The 24100-nt window shown below is 60.4% G+C and carries 17 protein-coding genes; 5 read left to right on the top strand and 12 right to left on the bottom strand.

What is annotated here, in order from left to right; translation table 11 throughout:
- Nucleotides 1–73: 73 nt before the first annotated feature.
- The gene (locus BSU04_RS08695) at nt 74–1816 is read right to left on the bottom strand and encodes a GMC oxidoreductase (RefSeq protein ID WP_089160234.1); all 1743 of its coding nucleotides are present in this window, start codon (nt 1814–1816) and stop codon (nt 74–76) included.
- 359 nt (nt 1817–2175) lie between these two features.
- Nucleotides 2176–2874: a putative colanic acid biosynthesis acetyltransferase gene (locus BSU04_RS08690; RefSeq protein ID WP_256982330.1), complete on the bottom strand. Its 699-nt coding sequence runs from the start codon at nt 2872–2874 to the stop codon at nt 2176–2178.
- Nucleotides 2875–3137: 263 nt separating this feature from the next.
- Here BSU04_RS08690 and BSU04_RS08685 point away from each other — a divergent pair, with 263 nt between their 5' ends.
- A complete protein-coding gene (locus BSU04_RS08685) occupies nt 3138–3596 on the top strand; it encodes a hypothetical protein (protein ID WP_089160233.1) in 459 nt (152 codons plus the stop codon).
- Nucleotides 3597–3702: 106 nt separating this feature from the next.
- Here BSU04_RS08685 and BSU04_RS08680 read toward each other — a convergent pair whose 3' ends face one another.
- The 9 genes from BSU04_RS08680 to BSU04_RS08640 form a co-directional block, all read right to left on the bottom strand.
- A complete protein-coding gene (locus BSU04_RS08680; RefSeq protein WP_089160232.1) occupies nt 3703–5037 on the bottom strand; it encodes a glycosyltransferase WbuB in 1335 nt (444 codons plus the stop codon).
- Between the two features lie 151 nt (nt 5038–5188).
- A complete protein-coding gene (locus BSU04_RS08675) occupies nt 5189–6331 on the bottom strand; it encodes a glycosyltransferase family 4 protein (protein WP_089160231.1) in 1143 nt (380 codons plus the stop codon).
- 57 nt (nt 6332–6388) lie between these two features.
- Nucleotides 6389–7345 (bottom strand): GDP-L-fucose synthase family protein, encoded by a 957-nt coding sequence (locus BSU04_RS08670; protein ID WP_089160230.1) that lies wholly within the window; start codon nt 7343–7345, stop codon nt 6389–6391.
- Nucleotides 7346–7350: 5 nt separating this feature from the next.
- Nucleotides 7351–8469, bottom strand: a complete 1119-nt coding sequence (gene gmd / locus BSU04_RS08665; RefSeq protein WP_089160241.1) for a GDP-mannose 4,6-dehydratase — start codon at nt 8467–8469, stop codon at nt 7351–7353.
- A 72-nt stretch (nt 8470–8541) separates the two neighbouring features.
- Entirely contained in the window at nt 8542–10776 is a 2235-nt protein-coding gene (locus BSU04_RS08660) for a polysaccharide biosynthesis tyrosine autokinase (protein WP_089160229.1), read from the bottom strand.
- Nucleotides 10777–10891: 115 nt separating this feature from the next.
- On the bottom strand, nt 10892–12073 hold the full coding sequence (locus tag BSU04_RS08655; protein ID WP_089160228.1) for a polysaccharide biosynthesis/export family protein: 1182 nt from the start codon (nt 12071–12073) through the stop codon (nt 10892–10894).
- Between the two features lie 16 nt (nt 12074–12089).
- Nucleotides 12090–13466 carry an undecaprenyl-phosphate glucose phosphotransferase gene (locus tag BSU04_RS08650; RefSeq protein ID WP_089160227.1) on the bottom strand — a complete coding sequence of 459 codons (1377 nt, stop codon included), beginning with the start codon at nt 13464–13466 and terminating at the stop codon, nt 12090–12092.
- Between the two features lie 44 nt (nt 13467–13510).
- The gene (locus tag BSU04_RS08645) at nt 13511–15031 is read right to left on the bottom strand and encodes a mannose-1-phosphate guanylyltransferase/mannose-6-phosphate isomerase (RefSeq protein ID WP_089160226.1); all 1521 of its coding nucleotides are present in this window, start codon (nt 15029–15031) and stop codon (nt 13511–13513) included.
- 142 nt (nt 15032–15173) lie between these two features.
- A complete protein-coding gene (locus tag BSU04_RS08640; RefSeq protein ID WP_089160240.1) occupies nt 15174–16175 on the bottom strand; it encodes a GlxA family transcriptional regulator in 1002 nt (333 codons plus the stop codon).
- 1368 nt (nt 16176–17543) lie between these two features.
- Between BSU04_RS08640 and BSU04_RS08635 the strand changes: the two genes are divergently transcribed.
- The 3 genes from BSU04_RS08635 to BSU04_RS08630 all read left to right on the top strand — a co-directional run bounded on the left by BSU04_RS08635 (nt 17544) and on the right by BSU04_RS08630 (nt 21361).
- The gene (locus BSU04_RS08635) at nt 17544–19781 is read left to right on the top strand and encodes a hypothetical protein (protein ID WP_256982328.1); all 2238 of its coding nucleotides are present in this window, start codon (nt 17544–17546) and stop codon (nt 19779–19781) included.
- Between the two features lie 884 nt (nt 19782–20665).
- Complete coding sequence (locus BSU04_RS46335; RefSeq protein ID WP_179258254.1) at nt 20666–20806, top strand: hypothetical protein; 141 nt, start codon at nt 20666–20668, stop codon at nt 20804–20806.
- Nucleotides 20807–20908: 102 nt separating this feature from the next.
- Complete coding sequence (locus BSU04_RS08630) at nt 20909–21361, top strand: GDP-mannose mannosyl hydrolase (RefSeq protein ID WP_089160239.1); 453 nt, start codon at nt 20909–20911, stop codon at nt 21359–21361.
- A 219-nt stretch (nt 21362–21580) separates the two neighbouring features.
- On the opposite strand, the gene galU is transcribed toward BSU04_RS08630, so the two are convergent.
- Entirely contained in the window at nt 21581–22513 is a 933-nt protein-coding gene (galU, locus tag BSU04_RS08625) for a UTP--glucose-1-phosphate uridylyltransferase GalU (RefSeq protein ID WP_089160224.1), read from the bottom strand.
- Between the two features lie 427 nt (nt 22514–22940).
- Between galU and BSU04_RS08620 the strand changes: the two genes are divergently transcribed.
- Nucleotides 22941–23951: a helix-turn-helix domain-containing protein gene (locus BSU04_RS08620; RefSeq protein ID WP_089160238.1), complete on the top strand. Its 1011-nt coding sequence runs from the start codon at nt 22941–22943 to the stop codon at nt 23949–23951.
- Nucleotides 23952–24100 lie beyond the last annotated feature (149 nt).

Genomic DNA, 24100 nt, shown 5'->3' with positions numbered 1-24100 from the left:
AATCATCCACCGGCGGGTCTTTCTATCGGCCAAAAATATCGGGCAACGAACCTGCCCGATACCCCCGGCCGCCCTACTTCTTCGCCATGAAGGCCAGATCCGAAGGCGGACGCAACGTCGATGCGGCGAACGGCATGGTGGTGTCTTCGGACGAGCGGCGCTCAGCGCCCGCGCCAATCGACGTCACTGACGCAAGCGGCGAAATCTCGCCGCGCAACGCCTTCAGCACATGCTCGGAAAGCCGCAGCGTCATCGCCGCGATCGTGATGGTCGGAAAATTCGCGCCGACCGTCGGAAATACAGAACTGCCCGCTACATACAAATTGCTCATGCCGTGCACCTGGCAGTTGCGATCGACCACGCCTTGCTTCGGCGAATCATGCATGCGGGTCGTACCCATGTGATGCCAAGTACCTTCAAGCTGCGACGGCCACGGCTTGCCTTCCATCGGCTCATCGAGCTTCACGTCGGCCACGCCGGTTCGCTGCATTTCTTCCGCCAGCAACGTCACGGTACGGTCGAAGGTGCGCTTGGCCAGCTCGGTCAACTGCCAGTCCACCTTGACGCGGTTCATGCCGAGCGCATCCTTCTGCAACGACAGCGTCACACGGCTGTCCCGATTCGGCTCCGCTTCCACGATAGTCTGGAACTTGACGTCGGTGATCAGAGGACGCGGCTGCAACAAGCGCGCAAGACCGAAGCAGGCCGTGTCCACCGGATGCATGGCCATGGTCAACAGGTCCTGCGAAAAATTCCAGTCCGGCTGGTCCTTCTGCAACACTGCCTGCTTGCAGCGCACAAGCGCGTCAGCGCCTTCCGTGTTTTCACCACGAAACACCGAATAGAACCACACGCGTGCATTGAGCAAACGTTCACGCTCGAGCACCTTCTGTGTCAGCGCGAACTGCGACGAGATGTACTGCCCGTGCGCCGCGACAGATGCGTTCTGATAGTGATACTTGATGTCGTAAAGCTTGTTGCGCGCCCACGGCTTCTTGAACTTGATGCTGCCCTGCATGGTGCGCGGATGGTCCATGAAATAGCGGCCCACCAGGTCATTTCCATTGCCCAGGCCCGCGGCCTGCGCCTTGTTCGATGCAAGCAGCAGCCGTGCATTTTCAATGCCGCCGGTCGCCAGCACGAAGATCTTCGCAGCCACGGTAAAACGCCGCCCGCTCAGCGTACCGACCTCGATACGCGAGACATGACGCGCGTCGGTGTCGGTGTCGATGTTCATCGCGTTGGCGTTGAGGAACACTCGCACATGCGACGAGCGCTCGAGCACGGCCTTATACACCTTGCCGAAACGCACCGGCGGGCTGAACTGCGAAATCGTGTCGCGGACGGTGCCGCTTGGCAGCGGATGACGCCTGACATCGTCACGGCCAATGGCGGCTTCCCAATAGGCCGGGTCGAAATTGTTTTCGCCAAGCTTGAGCAACGCATGCGTGCGCGCATAGTACGGGCGCAATTCGTCAAGCCCGAAAGGCCAGCCGCTATCCTTCACCCAGTCGCGCTTTTCAAAGTCCCACGAATCGAGCGGACGGCACCAGCCGCCCCAGCAATTGCTGCTGCCGCCCAGGAAACGGCTGCGGCTGCCATCTGCGTAGGTGTAAGGAATCCCGACGTTCTCGCCGCGATACAGATCGCGCGTCTCATGGTCCGGCTTGTAGCCACCGCTCTCCAGCAGAACAGTGTCTATACCGTGCTTATCCATTTCGAGCGCCAGCGTGATTCCCGCAACCCCTGCCCCGATAATGCAGACGGTGGTTTCAATTTCCGCGCGCTGCTCAACATTCCGGCTGTCAATGAACATTCCCCGTGCTCCCTCTCGTGTGCAGCGGTTCGCCCACTTGTCGTGTTCGGCTCTCCACTGTCGTCACCCGTTGTCGAAACGATTCGTGGCCAACCCTGCTTCGGCGCGGCCAATGCGCCGCCGGCATCCAACAGGTTTCGGTCCCTGATAATCCACGAAGCACTACGCGAGTTTCAGTCGAAATTACTTGCAGCCAGGAAGTCATGCCAAGCCTTACCTGCGTGTAATAATCGTCGGACCCGTGCTTCGTCGCCCGCCAAGATAAAGGCACAGACAGCCAAAAGCGCGCTGGTCGACGCGCCCGGCATGCCGTACAAAACCTTTTTTCTTCGGCGCACTTTCCTGGTGCCTCTCAGGTGCTACGCGGTGAACCGCTTCCTGATAAATCGCACCGGATTTCCACCGTATACGCCTTCTGCATCCAGCGACCGATGCACCACCGACAGTGGCGTCACCACTGTCGAGCGGCCGATGGTCACGCCCATTTGTACGACACATTTCGATGTAATCCACACGCCGTCCTCAATCACGATGGGCGCAACACGCAAATCCATGTTGCGCTCGAGATCATGTGAACCCGTGGTGAGAAATGCATCCTGCGAGATGCATACATTCGAACCGATCCGGATCAGCGCCTGGTTGTAGAGCCACGCGTTTACGCCGAACCAGCAGTTGTCGCCCACTTCCAGATTCCACGGCGCCTTCACGCGAATGGGATGTGGCATCCGGCAACCCGAACCAATGCGTGCGCCAAAGCGGCGCAACAGCCAGACGCGGACAGCCGATACCGGTACAAATTTGTTATTGATGACGGCAGCTTCAATAAAGAACCACATGATCTCCGTCAGCACGCCGCGCCGGGCCACATAGTTGCCCTTGCCCGCAAGACCAAGGTCGATGACCTTGCCGCTGCCTGTGCTGTTCGCGCTGCTTGCACCATTGAAGCGCGCCGTGCCTTCGCCCGTACCGTGGGCAGCAGGATGTGGGCGTTGACTGGTGGTGGTCTTGTCTTTAGCCACCTGGTCCTCAACGCAAGGTTCGTCGATTGTTCTGAGCATGATTGCCGGCCCCCGAGCCCGTCGCGGCGAATTGCATCACCAGTTGAATCACAGCGCCGCGTGAAACGATTATCTGCGATACGTCTGACCGTCCTCGTGCGCCAGCCCACTAATGGCCGCAAGGGAAAGACTTTTGGCGGTATCTGCATGAGCATGCGCGCGAAGATTTGCTACCTTGAAACAAGGGGTGCCAACCGCTCGACATCACGCCGGCTTTGGGATAACAATCAATCTTCATACTCGCCGAATATCCGGAGCGCATCATGAAATCAATCAATCGCCAACTATCAGTTCATCGCGCAATAGCCTTGCTGATCGCGAGTGCCGCGTGCTCGGCATGGCCCTTGGCTCATGCAGCCGGGGGCGACGCTGGCACGCGCGACTTCGGAACCGAAGAGAAACTGCTGGGCGCACCTGACACCTATGGAGCCGGCTATGCCGATCCCTATGGGCAGGCTCCCGCCGGCAACCGCGCGAAGGCCGCTGCTGCCAGCACCTCTGCTGAAAAAATGATGAACAACAACGCGGACCCGGCCCAGACCAACGCGTCGTTCGTCACACCCGGCACGGTGGTAATGAAGCCCGGGGCGCGCATGCAAGTGAAGGACGCGACCGGGAAGCTGGTGGCCACCCCTGAAGGCGCGGCGCAGTCCGTGTACACCACGACCGGCCTCAAACCAACGGCCAAAAGAAATACGGAGATCTATCGATCTCCGTATTGAGTGTTTTGGCTTTGAGGATTCTCGCGCCGCCCCTGCTTCGAACAAGCAATGAAGCAGGGGGATTGCGCCAGACCCCTACCCGCATCTGATCCCTACAGGTCAAGGGTCAATCGATCTTCTCTATTTCCACCAGTTTCACTGCGGAATTCGCCTTGGGCGACGGGCTTGCCGTGCTAACGGCCTTCGCGTCCTTACGTTCGCTCAACCGGTCCGCCGCACGTTCCCCTCTTAATAGACGCAACTTTTCATCCAGCCGCCCGAGCACCCAGCCCGGCGACAAATTCAGCTCCGCGAATGCACGGCCCTCGGCGCCGAGGATGGCACGTTGCCCCGGATCTGACACGAGCATCTCGATAGCATCTGACAAGGCCTGCACATTCTCTGGCGGCACGACCACGCCGCGCGGCGTCACGATGTTATAAAGCTCAGTCCCCGGACGTGCCATTGCGATCACCACGCGCCCGCTCGCGAACATGCCCGTGAGTTTTGACGGCATGACGAGATCGGAAGCATCGCCGCGTTGCGGGAGCACATGGATATCGGCGAGATTGAGCAGTTCGTTCAGGCGCGCCACGGGCTGCAGCGCAATGAATCGGCAATTGGACAAATGCTTGCAGCACTTCTCCAACTCCGCCTTCGTCGCGCCATTCCCGCAGAACACGAACACGATGTCCTGGCGTGCAGCCAGCGCAGCGGCTGCACCCGCCAGCACCTCGATGCCTTGCTTCGCGCCCATGTTGCCGGAGTAAAGCACGACCTTCGAGCTCTCGGGTATGTTCAATTCATCGCGATACTTGTTCGCGCGGTCGAGCGGATAGATCGCGCTGATATCCACCCAGTTCGGCAGGCGAAACACATTGGAAGGGGCAACGCCCTTTGCAATCGCGCGCTCAACCATCTTGTCCGAGATTGTGGAGACAACGTTGAACCGGCGCAGCAGCATGCTCTCGACCATGCGCGCAAAACGTCCCGCACGCTGGCTCTTCAGCAAGCCGAGATCAAACGCGGCGTCTACTTCGAAATCCTGAATATGCAGCCACGCTTCCGCGCCCGTCAAACGCGCGAGCGCGAGCGCGGCCGGTGCGTTGAGCATGGTCGGGGCAATCGACATCACGACGTCGGGACGCCACCACGTCTGCAAGACCAGCGCAGGCAGCGAAGCCACGGCAAATGAAGCGAGGTGGATCATGCGCTTGAGGCCGCTCGGACGCGCCGGCACCCACAGCGGCGAACGCCAGACGCGTACCTGGTTGCGTGTTTCGTGCGAACCGCGCAAGCCCGAATAACCCTTCGCAATCTTCCATTCCGGATAGTACGGAGGCGCGCACACCACGCGAACGTCGTGGCCCTGCTGTTGCAAAGCCTCCGCCATTTCGGCGGTGTATTTGCCAGTTCCGGTTAACTCGGGCGCGTAGTTGAGCCCGTAGATAAGGATTCTCATCGTACCTCCACTTCCGCCGGACAACCATGCCCCGCCGGAAAGGACTTTTGCGAAACATCGTCCGCAGGTGCACACCTGCGCAATCGCGCTTCGGTGACCACGCGTGCCTCTTTGGATTCTGGAATCAATCGGCCGTCGCAAAGATCCACGGTCAGTCGCTGAGCATCATCGCGCAGCCCCGCGCAATGTTCGCTGCAGCAGACGGCGGATCGAAACGCTGGATCACGTCCATGCATTGCTTCGCAGCGCCTGCCGTGTCGGCGAAAGCCTCGATCGACTTGAGCATCGTGCGTTGCATGGCAGGCACGTCGCCGGCCGGAAACGCATAACCCGACACCCCGTCAATCACCAGTTCCGGTACGCAGCCGCAACTCTCGCTCACCACCGACGGACAGCCGTGGCTAAGCGCCTCATTGACCACCAGACCCCAGGGTTCGCTCTTGCTGGGCAACACCATGCAAGTAGCGCTGAAGTATTCGACCGACAACGGTTCGTCCTGCAGGCTGCCCAGGAACGTGACGGAATCGGACAGCCCCATTGAAGCCACCTTCGCCTTGAGTTCGTCACCCATCGGACCCGTGCCGACAATGCGCAGCGCTGCATCGGGAATCCGTTCCTTCAAGCCGCGGAACGCATCGATCAGCGTGCCAATGCCCTTCTCCGGCGACAGACGACCGACGTAAAGGAAAATGGGCTTGTTGCCGACGCGATAATGCAGCCGGTCGGGCAACGCGCGCTCGGGCGAAAACGAGCGCGGCAGGGCGGCCGCCTGACACGGGATGAAGATCTTTTCCTGCTTGGCGCCAAGCGACATCAAATACTCGCGGCTGCGTTCGCCGAACCCGAAATAACCGTCGCATAGCGAGAAGAAAATGCGCTTCGGAATGGACGTCATCATCCTGCGCGGCCGGTCGCGTGCGGTCGAATCGCAGAACACGGCGCGACGCTTGCCCGTCAGGACGCACGCGGCCATCATCGCCCAGTACTCGGGACGGTGATAACCCGGCAGCACCACCAGGTCCGTCTTTGCCTTCAGCACTTCCCACGTGAGGCGAGCCGTCATGCGCCAAGTCGGTACGTCTTCATAGCAGCCGTTGTAGAGCTTGCGCATCGGATAGCTGTGGAACGAATAGTCCACGTCAGAAAAACCAATGCGATCATGCTCCGTGTCTGCAATCTGCACCATCGAATACTTGATCGACCCGGACCCGGATATGTTGTGCAGCGCGGATAGCACCGCGCCTTTGTGCCGTGACCAGACGACGTTATGAAAAATGGTGACCGTGGCGTTCATTTTGTAGTTATCCCTGATTGGTAGCGCGCATGGGCGAAGCGATCGTCGACTTCAGGTTCACGCGTGTGCCGGTTGCTGGCTCAGCGCCTCGTAGCACGTCAGGAAATCCTGATAGGTCGCACGGAGGCCCTGCTCGAGCCCCGTCGACGCCGACCATCCCATCTCGCCCAGCTTCGACACATCCAGCAGTTTTCTCATGGTGCCGTCCGGCTTGCTCGCGTCGAACACGAGCTGGCCCTGGAAGCCGACCACACGGCAAACCGTCTCCGCGAGTTCGTGGATGGACATGTCCTCGCCCACGCCCACGTTGAACATACCTTCGGTACGCCCGCTTTCCATCAGGAACACCGCAGCACTGGCGAGATCGTCCACATACATGAACTCGCGGCGCGGCGTGCCCGATCCCCATACCGTCAGCGTGCTTTCCCCGTTCACCTTTGCTTCGTGCGCCTTGCGGATCAGCGCCGGCAGCACGTGACTGCTCTTCAGGTCGTAGTTGTCGTTCGGACCGTAGAGGTTCGTCGGCATGAGCGAGATGAACTTGCAACCGTATTGGCGGTTATAAGCTTCGCAGAGCTTCAGCCCGGCGATCTTCGCGATTGCGTACGCCTCGTTGGTGGGCTCGAGCGGTGAGGTCAGCAAATACTCTTCCTTGATCGGCTGCGGACAGGCCTTTGGATAGATGCAGGAAGAACCGAAGAACACGAGCTTGGACACATTCCAGCGGCAGGCCGCATGAATCACGTTGGTTTCGATCGTGAGGTTCTCGTAGATAAACGACCCCGGCAGCGTCGAATTCGCGAGAATGCCGCCGACCTTCGCCGCCGCGAGCAACACCACGTCAATGCTCTCCTTCTCGAAGAACATATTGACGCCGACCTGGTCGGTCAGGTCGAGCTGTGACCGGGTCCGCGTGATGATGTTGCGATACCCTTCGCTCGTCAGGCGACGGACCAGCGCCGATCCAACCATGCCGCGATGACCCGCTACATAAATGCGTGCGTTTTTATCCATGATATTCACTCGTGGTGTTCAAGCGCTTTGAATCCGGCTAACGTGACCAGCGCGTCACGCCGAGCTAACTGAAAATCGGAACGAACCATCTCCTTCACAAGTGAAGGGAAGGTCGTGGTCGGGCGCCAGCCCAGTTTCGCGTGCGCCTTCGACGGATCTCCAAGCAGCGTTTCCACTTCCGTCGGACGGAAATAGCGCGGGTCCACGCGCACGATCACATCGCCCTTGGTCATCTTTGTTTCGCGTCCCTCGACCCGGTCCACAATGCCTACTTCGTCCACGCCCTCACCTTCGAAGCGCATGTGAACACCGAGCTCGGCCGCGGCCAGGATCACGAATTCGCGCACGCTGTGCTGCTCGCCCGTGGCGATCACGAAGTCTTCCGGCTGTTCCTGTTGCAGCATCAGCCATTGCATCTCGACGTAGTCGCGTGCATGGCCCCAGTCGCGCATGGCGGACAGGTTGCCGAGATACATCTCGTCCTGCATACCCACCGCGATACGCGCGAGCGCCCGGGTGATCTTGCGCGTAACGAAGGTCTCGCCGCGCACGGGAGACTCGTGGTTGAACAGAATGCCGTTGCACGCATACATGCCATACGCTTCGCGGTAGTTCACCGTCATCCAGTAGGCGTACAGCTTGGCCGCCGCATACGGGCTGCGGGGATAAAACGGCGTGGTTTCCTTCTGCGGCGACTCTTGCACGAGACCGAAGAGCTCGGACGTGGACGCCTGATAAAAACGCGCCTTCTTCTCCATGCCAAGAATGCGGATCGCTTCGAGCATGCGCAGCGCACCGAGGCCATCGGCGTTGGCCGTGTATTCGGGCTCTTCGAACGACACCTGCACGTGGCTCTGCGCGCCGAGGTTATAGATCTCGTCCGGCTCGGTGCGCTGCACGATGCGCATAATGCTCGAGGTATCCGTCAGGTCACCGTGGTGCAGGACGAACGTGCGATCCGACTCGTGCGGATCGCTATACAGGTGGTCGATGCGGTCTGTGTTGAACAGCGAGCTACGGCGTTTGATGCCGTGCACTTCATAGCCTTTCGCGAGCAGCAGTTCGGCCAGGTAGGAGCCGTCCTGCCCGGTGATGCCGGTGATCAAAGCGACCTTGCGTTTCATCGTGTGCCTCTCGTCTCTCAGATTGAATTTGCGGCGCGTGCCCGCGCGCCGCAAGCTCTTCGTTTCCATGCATCACTCGGCGATGCTCTCGTAGCCGTAGTAGTTCGTGTACGCGCTACCCGACATCAGTCTCGACTGTGGTACGTCGGTCAGCAGCACGCCCTTCATGTTCACGCCGCCGTGATGCAGGCGCTTCATCGTTTCGCCGATCTCTTCCACCTGGTTGCGGCCGTGGCGCACCACCAGCAGGCTCGTGCCGGCATGCTTGCCGATCACGGTTGCGTCGGTGACCGCCAGGACCGGCGGGGTATCGATGATCACGAGGTCGTACTGGTGCTTGAGCACTTCCAGCACTTCATGCATGCGGTCGCTCATCAGCAGTTCCGACGGATGCGACGGCAGCGAGCCCTTGGTCAGCAGGTCGACACCCGGCAGCACGTCATGCAGCACCGCGGATTCGATATCCGAGCCCATTAGCACGTCGGACAAGCCCGGCATATGGCGCACGCCGAAGTGCGAGTGGACGTCGCCGCGACGCATGTCGCCGTCGATCAGCAGCACCCGCTTTCTCGTCGATGCCACCAGGGTCGCCAGGTTCACCGAGAGGAACGACTTGCCTGCATCCGGACGTGAGCCCGTCAGCATCACCACGTTGTTACGTGCATCGGCCATCTGCAGTTGCAGCGAAGTGCGCAGGCCGCGAATCCCTTCCACCGCCGCGTCTTCCGGCGAGGTCGCGGCGAGGACGTGAAGACCCTGGCTGCGCGAACCGACCTTCTGCTGCAGGCGCAATTGCTGGCTGCTGCGCGGCACGATGGCGAACACACGCACGCCCAAGCGGTTTTCGATTTCTTCCGGACGTTCCACGCCGCCATACAGCGACTTGCGGATGAACGCCACGAGAATGCCGAGCACCAGGCCGCTGCCCAGGCTGATCAGGATCACGAGCAGGCGCTTCGGGCGCACAGGATCGTCAGCCGGTTCAGCGAAGTCGACTACCCGCACGTTGCCTACTTGCCCAGCCTTCGCCACGCGCAACTGCTGCGCGCTGTTAAGCAGGTTCGTATAGAGCTCGGTATCAACCCGCACGTCGCGCAGCAGGCGCAGCGCAGTTTGTTCGGTATCGGGCAGCACGGACACGTTCTTGGTCAACGAACCTTGCGCAGCCTGCAATGCACCGATCTGAGCGTCAAGCGCGGCCACCGAAGGATGATTCGCGGTGAAGCGCTGCGAGAGTTCGGCGCGTTGCTGTTGCAGGTCCATCAGCTTCGACTTGTTGTCGACGACTTGCTGGAGCAACAGGCGGCTTTCTTCGCTCAGGTCGACCGTGCCTTGCTTGTTGCGGAAGTTGTTGTACTTCTGCTCGGCCTGGTCGAGTTGGGCGCGTACTTCCGGCAACTGCTGCTCGAGGAACGCAAGCGTCTTGCCGGCTTCAGCTGAACGCGTGTCGAGATCCTGTTGAATGAAGCGGCGCGCAATGTTGTTCACGATCTGCGACGTCAGCTTGCTGTCGTGGCCTTCAAGGCTCAACGCGATGATGCCGGACTGCAGCGTGGTCTCAGCCACCGTGAGGCGCTTTTGCAGCGCATCCACGGTACCGAGCGTGGATGCACGCGTCAGTTCGAACTTGGCGCCCGGCTCCCCGCTCATGTTTTCGACCAGCAACGTGACCGGCCCGAGTGCGCTCGTTCCGCTCGCTTCCTGGCCGACCTTGCCGTTCAGGATCGCGATGCCGTCCGGGTCGCTCAGCACATAGCTGCCGTTTTCACCGGCTGTCAGGATGTACGTCTTGTCGTAGGCTTCCTTGGGCGTGTCGAACTTCGGCACCGAGATGCTTTCGTTGCCCCACGCGAAACCCGAGAGCCAGCTCACCGGCGCCTGGCCGTTGCGCGTGCCGAGGATGTCGCTGATCATGCCGCCCACGATCGGGAAATAGCGCGGTCGGGCGCTGATATCCAGATGCAGCTTGTTGACCGTATCCTCAACCACGAGCCTCGAGCGCAGCAACTCGATTTCGGCCGAGGTCGTCGACTTCGCGTCGAACATCTGCGACACGGTCTGCACCGCGTTGGCATTGTTGTTATTGGCGTTATTGCCCGGATTGCTTTCAGTCACCTGGATCATCGCATCGGCACGATAAACCGGCGACGCAATGAATGCGTAGGCCGTACCGAGCGCAACCACCACCAGGGTCACCAAGGCGATGATTCGCCAGCTTCCCAAGATGGCCGCCAGGTAGTCGGACAAGCGCAGCTCGTCCCCCGTCGACACTACGTCCGCATAGCGGTTTTCAAAATTGATGGCCATTTTTTGTCGCTCACTCAAACGAACAATCGAAACGGGCCGGCGCCTTATGTCACTTTCGTCACCTTCGTGAACCTCGTGATCTTCATGACGTCAAGCGCCGGACGCAGCTCCAGGACTACTTGGTTACGATCGCGGCGGTCAGGCCCGCGTTAATAGCCGGCAGCAACAGATTCAACACGCGGCTGGCGCGGACAAGACCGCTGTTGTCGACATAGACAACGTCTTTCGCCTCGAGCGGAAACTGGTTTGCAAGCAACATGGACACCGGCGAGCGTGCATCGAGGCGATAGATAACCGGAGAGTCTCCGGTTGCCTGGCGGACCACGAAAAGCTGCGACGCATTGGAGGTTTCCTGGTTGATCTGACCTGCCTGCACGATGGCTTCACCCAGCGTGAGGGTGCCATCGCGCAACGGCGACACAGCCGTGGGCTTGGTCACTTCGCCCATCACGTAGACGGTGTTGTCATCGCGTGCATCCACATGCAGCATGTCGCCCGGCTGCAGCATGATGTCGGCCGGATTCTTGCCCTGCTTCAACATCTGAGCCACATTCACGGGGTAGGCCGTGCCATTGCGCGTGATCGTCACGCGGCTCTGATCGGCGGTCGGCGCAAAGCCCCCGGCACGGTTGACCGCTTCGGTCAGCGTCATCGGAATGTCGTTGATCGTCTGCGCACCCGGCGCACGTACGTCACCGTCCACATAGACTTGCGAAGAACGGAACGACGCCACGCGAACCGTGACTTGAGGCTTGACGAACACCTTGCTCAGGTCAGCGTAGATCTCGCGCTGGATCTGCTCCGGGGTCTTGCCCGCGGCGTGGATTGCGTGGGTCACGTAAGGAAACTGGATGTTGCCTTCGCTGTCGACCACAAAACCAGGCGCTGCATCACCGGGCCTCGTGTTCTGCGCCGGCTGGCCGAGTGCCGCGGCGAGTTCCGGGTGGTCCCAGACCACGATCTGCAACACGTCACCTGCGCCGAGCTTGTAACCCGCCGGCTTGGCGAAAAGGTTGAGCTGTGCCTGCGCCATGGTGTTGCTCTTCTGCTCCGCGTGGATCTGGCGGATCAGGGTCAGGTCAATCTGCTTGATCGGGATCTGCATGTCGCTCGTCACGTCGCCGTTCTCGGCTGTCGTGACCGGCACCGCAGCCGGCGTGATCATGTGCTGGCCCGGTGCAAACGCACAGGCGGACAGCATGGCGGCAATCGCCAGGGAGATAGCCACACGCGTTCCAGGCACGGCATGGCTGTTTTTGTTCGGCACCGTGGCACCGGATAGTTGTTGGCTGTTCATGTTGTCGTCCCCTGCTTCAATAAGCGTTGGTGTGGCGCAAACCCTTGAAGATCGTCGCAAGGATAATTTTCATATCCAGTCCGAACGACCAGTTCCCGAGGTAGTACAAATCGTGTGCTACGCGTCCCTCCATTTTCTCGATGCGATCAGTTTCGCCGCGAAAACCATTCACCTGCGCCCACCCGGTAATGCCGGGTTTGATGCGGTAGCGGTGGATGTAACCAGATACGACCTTCTGATAAAGATCGTCATGTTCGAGCGCATGCGGACGCGGTCCGACCACCGACATGTCGCCGCGCAGCACGTTGAAGAATTGCGGCAGTTCGTCGAGACTCGTGCGGCGCAGGAACCCCCCTACGCGCGTGATCCGCGGGTCGCCGCGCTTGGCCTGTTCCAGCACGCCGGCTTTCTGCGCATGCAGGCGCATGGTGCGGAACTTGTAGATGGTGAAGACACGGCCATCCGCGCCCTTACGGCGTTGCTTGAAGAACACCGGGCCGCGTGAACTGAGCTTCACCGCGATCGCGCAGCCAAGCAGGATCGGCGAGACCGCGATCAAGGCACCGAGCGCGAAGAAGCGATCGAAGATCTCCTTCTGCATCATCGCGTTCGGCGGCAGTGGTGAGGTCGCCAGGTTGATGGTCGGCACGCCGAGCAGGTTGGTCACGCTGCCTTCGAAGAGCGCAAGCGTGCGCACGTCGGGCATGAAACGGATGTTGATCAGGTCGTTGCGAAATTCATCGACGAGCTTGAGGATCGTGCGTTCTTCGGTCAGCGGCAGCGCGAGCCAGACTTCACCCACGTTCTGCGTACGCACGTAGTTGGCGAAGGCTTCATGGTCTTCGAACACCGGCACACGGGTGTTCATCGTGGCTCCGGCCTGCACGTTGTAGGCGGCCGACGCACGAAAGCCTGCTGCCGGCGCCGTGTCGATCTTGCGAACGATCTCGTCGCAATGTTCGCCGCATCCCGCGACTGCAACCTGCTGCAGATTCAGACCTGCGTTGCGCACCCGTCCCAGCACGCTGTGCGTGACCAGGCGGCCGGCGATCATCGCGGCGCCTGCAATGCCGGTCCAGTAGACGAACCAGAGACGCGACACGAAGTCGATTCTATGCAGGGAGAACATCAGCGCCATTGCGCAGACCTGCACGACGAGCCAGCTGAGCGCTACCTGCCCGGCGAGCGCGCTCTTCGAGCGGCCGCGCCAGGAGACATACACACCGAACGCTGGAAACACCGCGAGCGAAAACGCCGCTGCGAAGGCCACGAACGCCAGATAAAAGCTACGCTGCGAGATGTCGTCGAAACGGATCTGCGACGCCACGAGCGCACCCAGCACGATCATCGTGACATCGAATACTCGCGCCAACAGGTCTGTTATTCCGCGCATTTTTATTCTCCCCGAACCACTAACTTTTTTAGCTTGACGGTTGTTTAATTGCACCGGCCATACTTGTCGTCGAATCTGACGATGTCGTCTTCGCCGAGGTAGGTCCCAGACTGCACTTCAATTATTTCAAGCGGCACGCGACCGGGATTCTCAAGGCGGTGACGCACGCCGAGCGGGATATAGGTCGATTCGTTTTCGCTCAGCAGAAACTCTTCTTCGCCGCGCGTGACGAGCGCCGTGCCGCTGACGACGACCCAGTGCTCCGCACGGTGGTGATGCATTTGCAGCGACAGGCGCGCGCCCGGATTCACCACGATGCGCTTCACCTGAAACCGCTCGCCGTGATCGATGGAGTCATAGAAACCCCACGGGCGGCGAACCTTTCTATGCGCATCGGCTTCCGGTGACTTGGCCAGCTTGATGCGCGACACCAGGCCCTTGATGTCCTGCACGCGTGAGCGGTCGGCCACCAGAACCGCGTCGTCCGTCTCGACGACGATCAGGTTCGTCGTGCCCACACACGCCACGAGCCTGCCACCTTCCGAGCGCGCGTAACTCGCGGTCGATCCTTCAAACAGGACCCGTCCGCTTGCCACGTTGCCGGATTCGTCCTTCTCCATCGCATCCCATACGGCGTCCCACGAACCGAGATCGGACCAGCCAGCTTCGAGCGGTACGACCACGCCCTCGAACGGCGACCCGGGCTTGCCGAGGTGTTCCATCACTGCGTAGTCGATCGAATCGGATGGTGACTTCGCAAACTCCGCAGCGCATGGACGCAAGTATCCGTCTGCTTTATTCAATTGTTCGTACGACAAGACACATGCCGCGTGCATCTCCGGCTGGAGTTGTTCGAGTACGGCAAGCCATACCGATGCACGCACGACGAAGATGCCGCTGTTCCACCAATAATTACCGGATGCCACGTATTGCGTGGCCAGTTCGGCAACCGGTTTTTCGACGAAGCGCTCGATGCGATGCGCGCCGTCCTGAAGCGCGTCACCCAGGCGGATGTAGCCGAAGCCGGTGTCGGGGCGCGTGGGCGGAATGCCGAGCGTGGCAATGTTGCCGGCCTGCGCAAAACGCGCGGCTGTTTCGATGGACGCATGCAGCGCATCGAGATCGGCAATGGCATGGTCGGCCGGCATGGCCACGAGGATGGCGTCCTTCCCGTCATCGCACGCGGTCAATGCTGCAAGCGTCAGCGCGGGGGCCGTATCGCGGCGTGCAGGCTCAACCACGATGCGAGCAGTCACGCCACTTTCACGTACCTGCTCGCCGGTTGCGAAGCGGTGCTCTTCGCCGCACACGATCACCGGTTCCGCTGCCACGTCCCACGCTGCGGGGAAGTGCTTCATGCGCAGCACGGTGGCCTGTAGCAACGACTCTGTGCCGATCACGCCAATCAGCTGCTTCGGAAATTGTTCGCGCGACACTGGCCACAAGCGCGTGCCTGAGCCGCCCGCGAGAATCACCTGCACAAGACGACGGCACTCCGTGGTCAATCCCGGAGCGTTGATCGTCTCAGCGGTTTCCTCGATATCCTGCCTGAACTTTCTGTCCATCTTAGTATTCCTATATTCTTTAACCCGTTCCCCGGGCGGAGCTGCGCGCGCCATTTGCACCGATCGTCGACCCCGCTTCAACCGAACCGCTTGCCTCTCAACGCTCCGTGACCACGGTCAAAAAAGCTGGACTTACCGTCAATCAGACGCCCGCATCGCGGCGGCTTTGCATCCGGTATTCGGTGGGTGAAATAAGAAGGCGCTTGCGGAAGATCTTGGCGAGACGGTCGCCGTTGCCCATGCCGCTGCGACGCGCGATCTTGTCGACCGGCAGTTCCGAGTCAGTGAGCAACGTGCAGGTCACGGCAAGACGCGCTTGGAGCAGATAGTCCGAGGGCGTGATGCCCATCTCGATCTTGAAGCGGCGCAGGAAGTTGCGTTCGCTCATGGCCGCCACTTGTGCTGCATCCACGACCGAGATCGGCCGCTCGCAGTTATCCTGCAGCCAGCGCGCGGCGGTGCGGATCTTGTCGCCGGCAGAGGCCGTGCCGCTGTCGCCGAGCAACGGAACAAGCTTCGACGCCGAGCCAGGCATAAGACGTTCCGCAACCCCACGGGCCACGTCTACGCCGAGGTCGCGCTTGATCATCAGCAACGCGCCCTTCATGGACTCGTAGCGGTCTCCCGCTTCGCTCGCCTGCTCTTCGCGCACGGCGTGCATCATCGAATGACCAACGCGGATCTGCGTCTCGGCCGCGTGACCGATGCCAGCGGCGTCGAGTACCTTGCGCCCTTCAGCGATCGACTTGACCACCGTGGTCTTGGAGTGCACACGGCGCAGCCATTCCACGATGCGTTCGTCGCCCGCTGCACCGTCTGCGCCCTTGCCGCCGGCCACGAACAGTGCATCGAAGCCGCCGTAGTGGCGTGCATCGAGGCCGTCGGTCCACACCCGTACCGACGACGAACACGCCACGTTGCCGCCTTCGACGGACAGGAAACGCACGTCGTAGGTCCAGTCGTTGCGCGCTCTCAGAACGGCCAGTTCATTCGCGACATGGAAGACCTCCGCGACAATCCCGGCGCCGAGCAGCGAGAAGCCGTCGAACAGCAGGATCGCGATGCGGCGGATCTCGGCCTGGGTGGTACGGGGGGCGGGCTGTAGCCATCCCATTACGGCGGGTTCAAGACTGGCGTACGGCATGGCGTTCCCCTGCGAACTTGTTGAATCCAACACGATTGGATAATGGGTTCTCATTGCGGTGCATCATAGACACCCTCAAGTTTGATTAGGTTGTCGTGACTGAAAGTAGCGAGATGTTGGCGGAAAACTTCAGACGTCGCCATTCAAATCCTTTCATTACGTGCGCTGCCTATCATTCAGTGAATTTGAATACGTTCGTGCGGCATTTTTTGTAAAAAATTTGAATGTCCGAAACTTTGATTTCGAATGGCACATTGCAAGAGGAATGCCAGTTCAATTCGACCGCACATATCGGACAGGGCCTTCGGAAGGCCGGAACGTCATACAAATCAACCTTCCGCACGGTTTAACAAGGCCCATGCGGCAAGGCTTCGCCGGGCACGCGCGGCTCTGGCGGGGATGCGGCGAGCGCGTCAGCAGCGGTAAACGTTGCGTGTGTGAAACATCAGAAATCATGATTAAAAACACGCTTCACGAAGACACGCCTTTTTAAGCCTCGGTTAAGACCCTTGAAAAACCAGTTCTAATTAAAATACAAGTGTTAAATCACGCCTTTAAAGAGCCCGCGCAATTAACAACATAATCCGGCAACGTGCGGTAACGCACATACTTCAATTCTTTCCTTGTATCCATCAAAATGACGTTTCACGATGGCAACAAAATCATTTCATCTGATAAAAGCTTATTCACGCTAATTCAAATGCCCTCACCGGGCGATCAGCGGCGACAAACCCCGTGCGCACGGGACATAGAAGGGCACGCAATGAGAATCCAATGAACGCAAAGGCCGCACAAGCAGGCGCAAAAATCCGCCGGGGTGGCGACGGATGACAACTCAATGCAACCACTCACATACCACTTGTCAGCAGCCCTACACTTGCCTGCTCGCGTCAGATCGTCCATCTTCGCCCGCGTGACGTATCCCCGGGCAGCCCTCTCACGTTTTGATACAGATTAGTTACGCAAGCGCCGGTCGGCCAAAGCAGCGGCGAACAACGCCGGATCAGCCAGAATGTCGCGCTATCCCGCCACCCATATGCGTCGGGGTGGTTTGATACCGTCAGCATCCGACAACGTCCATCGTCATGACTGGCGTGTTCATTGCAGCTCGCCTATCCTCAGCGCAATCGGAAGCGTTATGAACAGGCGCTCCGGGCGCCGCGCGGCTGCTCGCGGCACCGAGGAACGGTGCCTTATGTTGCATCGCGAGATAGAAACTTGCAGGCGTTTGCCGGGTGATTGGACGCTGCAGCGCAGCGCATCCGAAAACGTTTCATTCAGGTAGCACGAAGGTGGAGAGTGCGCTTTCCCCGGTGGAAAACACCGTCGCAGCGAACTCAAACCACCCGGCTCTCACCGCGGGGTGTAATGAGAAATTCATCGACCGAAAGACTCGCCGCACGCATGGCGCCGCGCACGTCCCGCCTGCTGGCTCGATACACCAGGTTCGCGCTGGCCTTCGTCGTCGCGGTGTCCGTAGGTGCATGCCGAGGCGAAAACGCTGCGGCTCAGGATGCGTCCGCCACGCCCGCAGACACCGTCAAGATCGACGGCGGTTCCTGGACACCCTGCGCAGCGGAGTACGAGCGTTGCTCCTTCGACGGCGCCAGAAAGGTGCTCTACGGCACGCCCGGGAAGCACGTGGTCAAGACCTTCACCGGCGGCACGGGTTGCGACAACGGCGTGTTCGACGACCCCGCGCCGGGTGCGTCGAAGCGTTGCTGGGTCGAGGCCCGCGCGGACGCCGCCATGGCGCGCTTCGCAGCCGACGCGCCGCCTCCCTCCAGCCCGCTGCCGATACAATGCAGCCCGGCCGCCGCGCCGGTCGATGCGCCAGCTTCCGGCGATGCAATCGAAGCCGACACGCCCGGCAGCGACGGCACGCGCATGTTTGCGCTTCGCAAATCGTTCGAACTCGCGCTGACCACGCGGGCCAAGTCGGCCGGCACGCTCGCATGGCGCATAGAGGACGCGTGGAACACGGTCAAGGCAAGCGGCCGTTTCGCCGTGACGCCCGGTGCGCATACATCGACCATCAGGTGCACGTCTCAGGCTGCCGGCTATTTTTCGGTCACGGCACAACTAGATGCCGCCAATGCAACTCCCGCCGTATTGCCCTCACGCGGCACGCGGCCAGCGGGTATCGCCACCTTCGGCGTGCTGCCCGACGTCACGGCCATACTGCCCGCCGTCACGTACAAGACCCTCGACCTGCATCGCTTCGGCGGCCAAGGCGCGGCGTATCTGCGGCCCGGCCAGACATGCTGTTCGGGCGATGGGTATCGGCCGCTCTATCCCGACCTGGGCCTGACCTGGGTCAACGACAACCGCAACTGGTACATCACCGAACCGAAAGCGCCGAACACCTTCAATCCCGCCGCCGACAACCTCGTGCCGTTCTTCAAACCTGGCGACCTGCTGCGGCTGATCCAGCTTGACGGCATTCCGGGCTGGGCGAATCGCACGGGCAAGGACACGCACAGTTACGCGCCGTCCTCGCTTGCCGACTACAGCGCCTATATGAAGCGCGTGGGTGAGGAATCGAACCGGGTGCGCTCGAGCGTGTTTCCGCAGCAATCGAACAACTACTATCAGGTGAGCTGGGAACCCGACTACGAAGGCGGCCTGCCGTGGCGCGATACGGACGCCAATCTCGTCGCCATGTATCAAGCTACTTACGAAGCGATCCACGCCACCGATCCCCATGCAGTCGTGATGGGCCTGACGTTGTCGTCGCTGGGGAAGAACACCGAGTGGTTGAACCGGCTCGCGCCGCTAGGTATTGCGAAGTATCTCGACGGCGTAAGCGCGCATGGTTACTACGACGTCGGGACGTCGCCCTCGCATCCGCCAGAACGCATGGCGGGTAACAGCGATCCGCACAAAGCCGCACAAAGCCTGCCCGCGATGATGCGCGGGCTGCGTCACGCCATGACGCAGATGCTTAAATCCGGCGCGAAACTGTTCATCACCGAGTCGGGTATCAGCTATGACATCGGCACGAAGTACGGGAGCGCGACGCCGTCGGCGAACGTGCTGTATGCCCAGGGCGCGTTGGTCTCACGGCTGCACCTGATCCTGCTCGGCGAGGGCGCGGACATGAGCTATATCTTCTATACGGCCGATCCGACCGAAGTGGGTTATGGCATCTTCTTCGATCTCGTGAACGCCGAAGGCGGCTACGGCCAGACACAGATCAGCCCGAAACCCGCGGCCATGGGCGTAGCCGCAATGACCCGCATGATCGATGGCACCAGCACGCTCGGTCCCGTCAAGAACACGCCGCCCGGCGTCTATGCGTATGCGTTCCAGCGCTTGAACGGCGGCAAGGTCGTCACCGCGCTGTGGACGCATGAGAATGCGGTGTGGCCGGGGGCATCCGGATTCAGCGAGACGCATGGCGTGAAATACACCTTGCTGGTGGATGCAACGGGAACCTCCGGAACGGTTACCGTGCTCGACATGATGGGCAATCCGTCCACGCTGCCTTACGCAAACGGCCGCGTGGCGCTGACACTGACCGAGGCGCCGGTGTACGTGGTGTCGCAGAATGCCGGCGTGATGAAAGCGAACGTCAACACGCCCGAAGGTTACGTGGCGCAGTAAGCCTTCCCGTCCCTATGCACAGGCATTGGGAGATGGCGTCAGGCATTGGGATGCCCCGGCCAACAGGTGGCCGGGCGCTCTTCGTTGACGTTTCTCATTCCACGCTCGCGTGTGGTACCGGCTATCGATGCCGCATGAAACCGACGCTAACGCAGCACGTTTTCGCTCTCCACAGCGTTTCAATACTCCATCGAATTTTTGCGAAAGTTCCGACAGAACCGGTTTCCCGCGTGCCTTACATTCGATCTCCATGACGACAGTCGACGTAGTCGAAGAACAAGGCATCGCGCGTGTTCGAGACCCGCTTGAGTCGTCGGATTCGTACACGCCGCTAATTCTTAGCGCGTCCGTTCGTGCCATTAAGCACATCGTTTTCAGGGCAGTGGTGACCCCGCTGCAATCGCCATGAACCACCATGAACAAGGGCATGCCACCACATCCGCGAGCAGCCTCCTTTTCGCCGCCATACTCGGCTGCCTGAACGTGCTGAGCGCTTGCCCACCTGAACAAGTCCACGACACCCCCGGGGAGATGAAACATCCTGCGGGCGTGTCGGTTGAAGGGCACACGGACGTCTGATGGGCCGCAAACAAGAGGCGCTGAGAGAAGGACCGCCATGGTCCATCCAGATACGCCAGCGTGCTAAACGCTGCGTGCGTCAACCACGCGCCCAGGCACGGTGAAGGCCTCTGAAGGACTATTGCTCCGATTGGCTTCCAAACACGATCTTTCGGCGGCATAAGCCAGTTCAAAGCCGATACGGCAGCGATGACCGCGCGCTAAACTGACTCATCTGCATAAAATGCCGACGCAGTGAACGCAGCCACGCAAACATTGCGTGTCTGGCCGCAAACACAGCGATCTAAAGCACACTCGGAACCATCATGGACGGCCTGCGCTGGATGACGATCATCGTCGTCGCAATGCTCGGCGGTGGGTTGGCAGTCAGCGCGCTGATCGCCTTGGCGGTGCTTTTTATCGGCCACGTCGCCACGCGCTTATTCAATAACGACGAACATGAATGAGGTACCACGAGCGTGACAGATCTCTCTTCGCTTTCATCAGTCGCCGCCGCCGCGCAACAGGCCGACCTGCTCAAGAAAGCGCCGCCGTCGGACGCACCCGTGATCCTCGTTGACACGGATTTCCTCAATGCCATTCGCCTGACGCCGCTTGTGTCCATCGACCTGATCGTGACGGACGGTAACCGCCGGGTGCTCCTCGGACAGCGCCGCAACCGGCCCGCGCAAGAGACCTGGTTCATCCCGGGGGGGCGGGTCCGCAAAGGCGAAACGCTCGATACCGCGTTCACACGGGTGGTCTGCGATGAACTGGGCATAGCGAGCGTACAGCGCTCGTCATCGCGCCTGTTCGGCGTGTTCGAGCACTTCTACGAGGACAACTTCGCTGGCGTCCCTGACATTGCCACGCACTATGTCTCGCTTGCTTATTCGATCATGCTGGGCGGTTCGGTGCCGATTGGCCGTTTCGATCAACATAGCGACTATGCATGGTTGATGCCCGCGGAAGTCCTGGCTCGAGAAGACGTGCACCCAAACGCAAAAGCGTACTTTCGTTAAGGGACATGGGTGGACTGTTAGTGGCGCTATAAGCGGCTCGACGAGCCGCTTTTTTACGTGCTGCGCACCAAAAAAAAGCCCGCACGTGGCGGGCTAAAAACCATAGCGCGCGCCGGGGGGCTAGCGCTACTTACAACGCGGTTCATGCTGCCATTCGAATCCTGTCGTGGTTCATGAATTGCGGCTCGCGAACCTAGCCGACTCATTTGATTAATTCATTCAGCCGATCAGTTCCGGCGCCTCGTCGAGCGGCGTCTCGCTCGCCACCGGCGCGGGGTTGCGGCTCGCGAGAAACGCTCGCAAGTAAGCTTTGAACGGCTCGGCCACTTCCGGGTGACGCAACGCGAACTCCACAGTGGCCTTCAGATAACCGAGCTTGCTGCCGCAATCGAAGCGCTCGCCCTTATACCGGTAAGCAAGGACCTGTTCATGCGCAAGCAATGCCTGGATCGCATCGGTCAACTGGATCTCGCCGCCTGCGCCCGGCTTCTGCGTGCGCAAATGCTCGAAGATGCGCGGCATCAGCACATAGCGTCCGACCACGCCAAGATTGGATGGTGCCAACGCCGGCTCAGGCTTCTCCACCATGCTTGCTATCTTGAAGAGTCCGTCATCCCACTGCCGGCCTTCGATCACACCATACGACCCCGACTCACGCGGATCGATATCCTCCACGCCCAGCACCGACGAGTGATAGCGGTTGAAGACCTCGACCATCTGCGCCATCACGGGCGGCTCACCGTCGAGCAGATCGTCGGCGAGCATCACGGCGAACGGTTCGTTGTCGATCAGCTTCTGCGCGCACAGCACCGCGTGGCCGAGTCCGAGCGGCTCCGCCTGACGAACATAAACACAATTGACGTGGGATGGTTTGATGCTGCGTACAAGTTCGAGCAGCGCAAGTTTTCCGCGTGCCTCGAGCTCGGCTTCAATTTCGTATGACTTATCGAAGTGGTCTTCGATCGCACGTTTGCCTCGGCCCGTGACGAAGATCATTTCCGTGATGCCGGCTGCAACCGCCTCTTCCACTGCATGCTGGATCAGCGGTTTATCGACGATGGGCAGCATTTCTTTCGGACTTGCCTTGGTAGCAGGAAGAAAGCGCGTACCGAGTCCTGCGACGGGAAACACCGCCTTGCGTACCTTGAGCATGTCCGACCCCCTTGTTTTGTCCGGCGCTCGATAACGGGCCAGGATTCTAGTCACAGTCTTCGCCATGCCTCGTGCAATGTCTCATGCAATGCTTGAGAGAGACCCCGTGACTGGTTTTTTTGATCACTGATGGTCAGCTTATTACTCGAATATCGAAACCATCTGCCAACATCTCGTTCTTTTCAGACGACTGCCCTGACGGTTCTATTGCGCCGCGTATAGTGCGACGCATACGAGATCAATCCCCGCCGCCCGGACCGACAACGGAGACAAGTTGATGGGACACGTCAATGGTATGAGCCGGCTGCAAATTGTGCGATTGCCGAGTGCTGACACTGCGCCGGCATCCGATGCATCCCGCTCGAACCGGCACGAAACCGCCTCCGGAGCCGCGCACGAGTCAGGCTCAGGTCCAGCACACGAAGCGATGCAAGAAGCCATGCACGAAGCGATACAGGAAGGGAAGGCCGCGCCCAAGCGGATCGGCATACTGATCTTCGAAGACTTCTCGCTGGTCGAGGTGAGTTCGATATCGGAGGTGTTTTCGCTCGCCAACGAGATTGACACGTTGTCCGCTTCTGCCGCCGTCAAATCGGGGCCGGTGCCGGATTACGCGTTGCTGTTCTTGTCGAGCGATGGCGGCAGCGTTGCGAGCAGTTGCTCCATGCGCATCTGGACCGAGAGTCTGGACACGCGCTGGATGAGCGAATGCGACGCCCTCTTCATTGCGGGCGGCGAAGGCGCGCAGCGCGCGAAACTGGATACGCAGTTGCTCAGGCGGCTAAGCCGGGTTGCCCCGAAGATATCGTTTGTAAAGGCTATTGGTGAAGGCTCGCAGATCCTCGCGGCGGCGAATCTTTCATTGCAGAACCGGGCGCTCGACTTTGAAGACCCGGCGGCGGCGTCCGCCCTGACGAGTTCGCTCTTTATCGCCGAGCAAACACTCACGCTCGATGACCCCAAGGGTCCGATCGCGGCCGCACTGTCCATCATCAAGCGTGATTACGGGCCGGCGGTGGCGCGGGAAGTCTCGGAGCGCTCCATTCCGGGCGCGTGGCCGAAGTTGTCCGCCGTGCTCGACGACACCGACGTGGGCGGCGTGCGACAAAAGATCGACGCAGCCGCGCGGTGGATGCGTGAAAATTACATCCGGCCGATTTCGATTGCGGATGCCGCGCGCGTGGCGGCCATGAGCGAGCGCAATTTCCTGCGCCGCTTCAAGGCGCAGATCGGGTTGACGCCGTCGGAGTATTTGTTGAGGGCGCGGCTGGATGCCAGTTGCATGCTGCTTGCCGCGACCGACCTTCCCGTCGATAAGATCGCGCGCCGATGCGGCGCCGGCAGCGGCGATGGACTGGCCAAGATATTTCGCAAGCGCCTGTCCATTTCACCGACCGAATACCGGTTGGCCGGACGCAGGAAAGCCGCGGAGGAGTGAGGGAGTTACATCAGGTTACGACGGCGTTGGAAACACGGGTTGGAAGCAAGGGTCGAAGGAAGGCGTCAAAAGAAGCTTAGGAGCGAGCAATACAATAGGCACAGCGCAACAAGCGCAGCGGTGACGATCCTGGTCACCGCTCAAGCGCG

It is taken from the genome of Caballeronia sordidicola, assembly GCF_002220365.1.
Lineage (GTDB): Bacteria > Pseudomonadota > Gammaproteobacteria > Burkholderiales > Burkholderiaceae > Caballeronia > Caballeronia sordidicola_C.
Note: the sequence above shows the minus strand (reverse complement) of the source record. Positions and strands in the feature narration are given on the sequence as shown.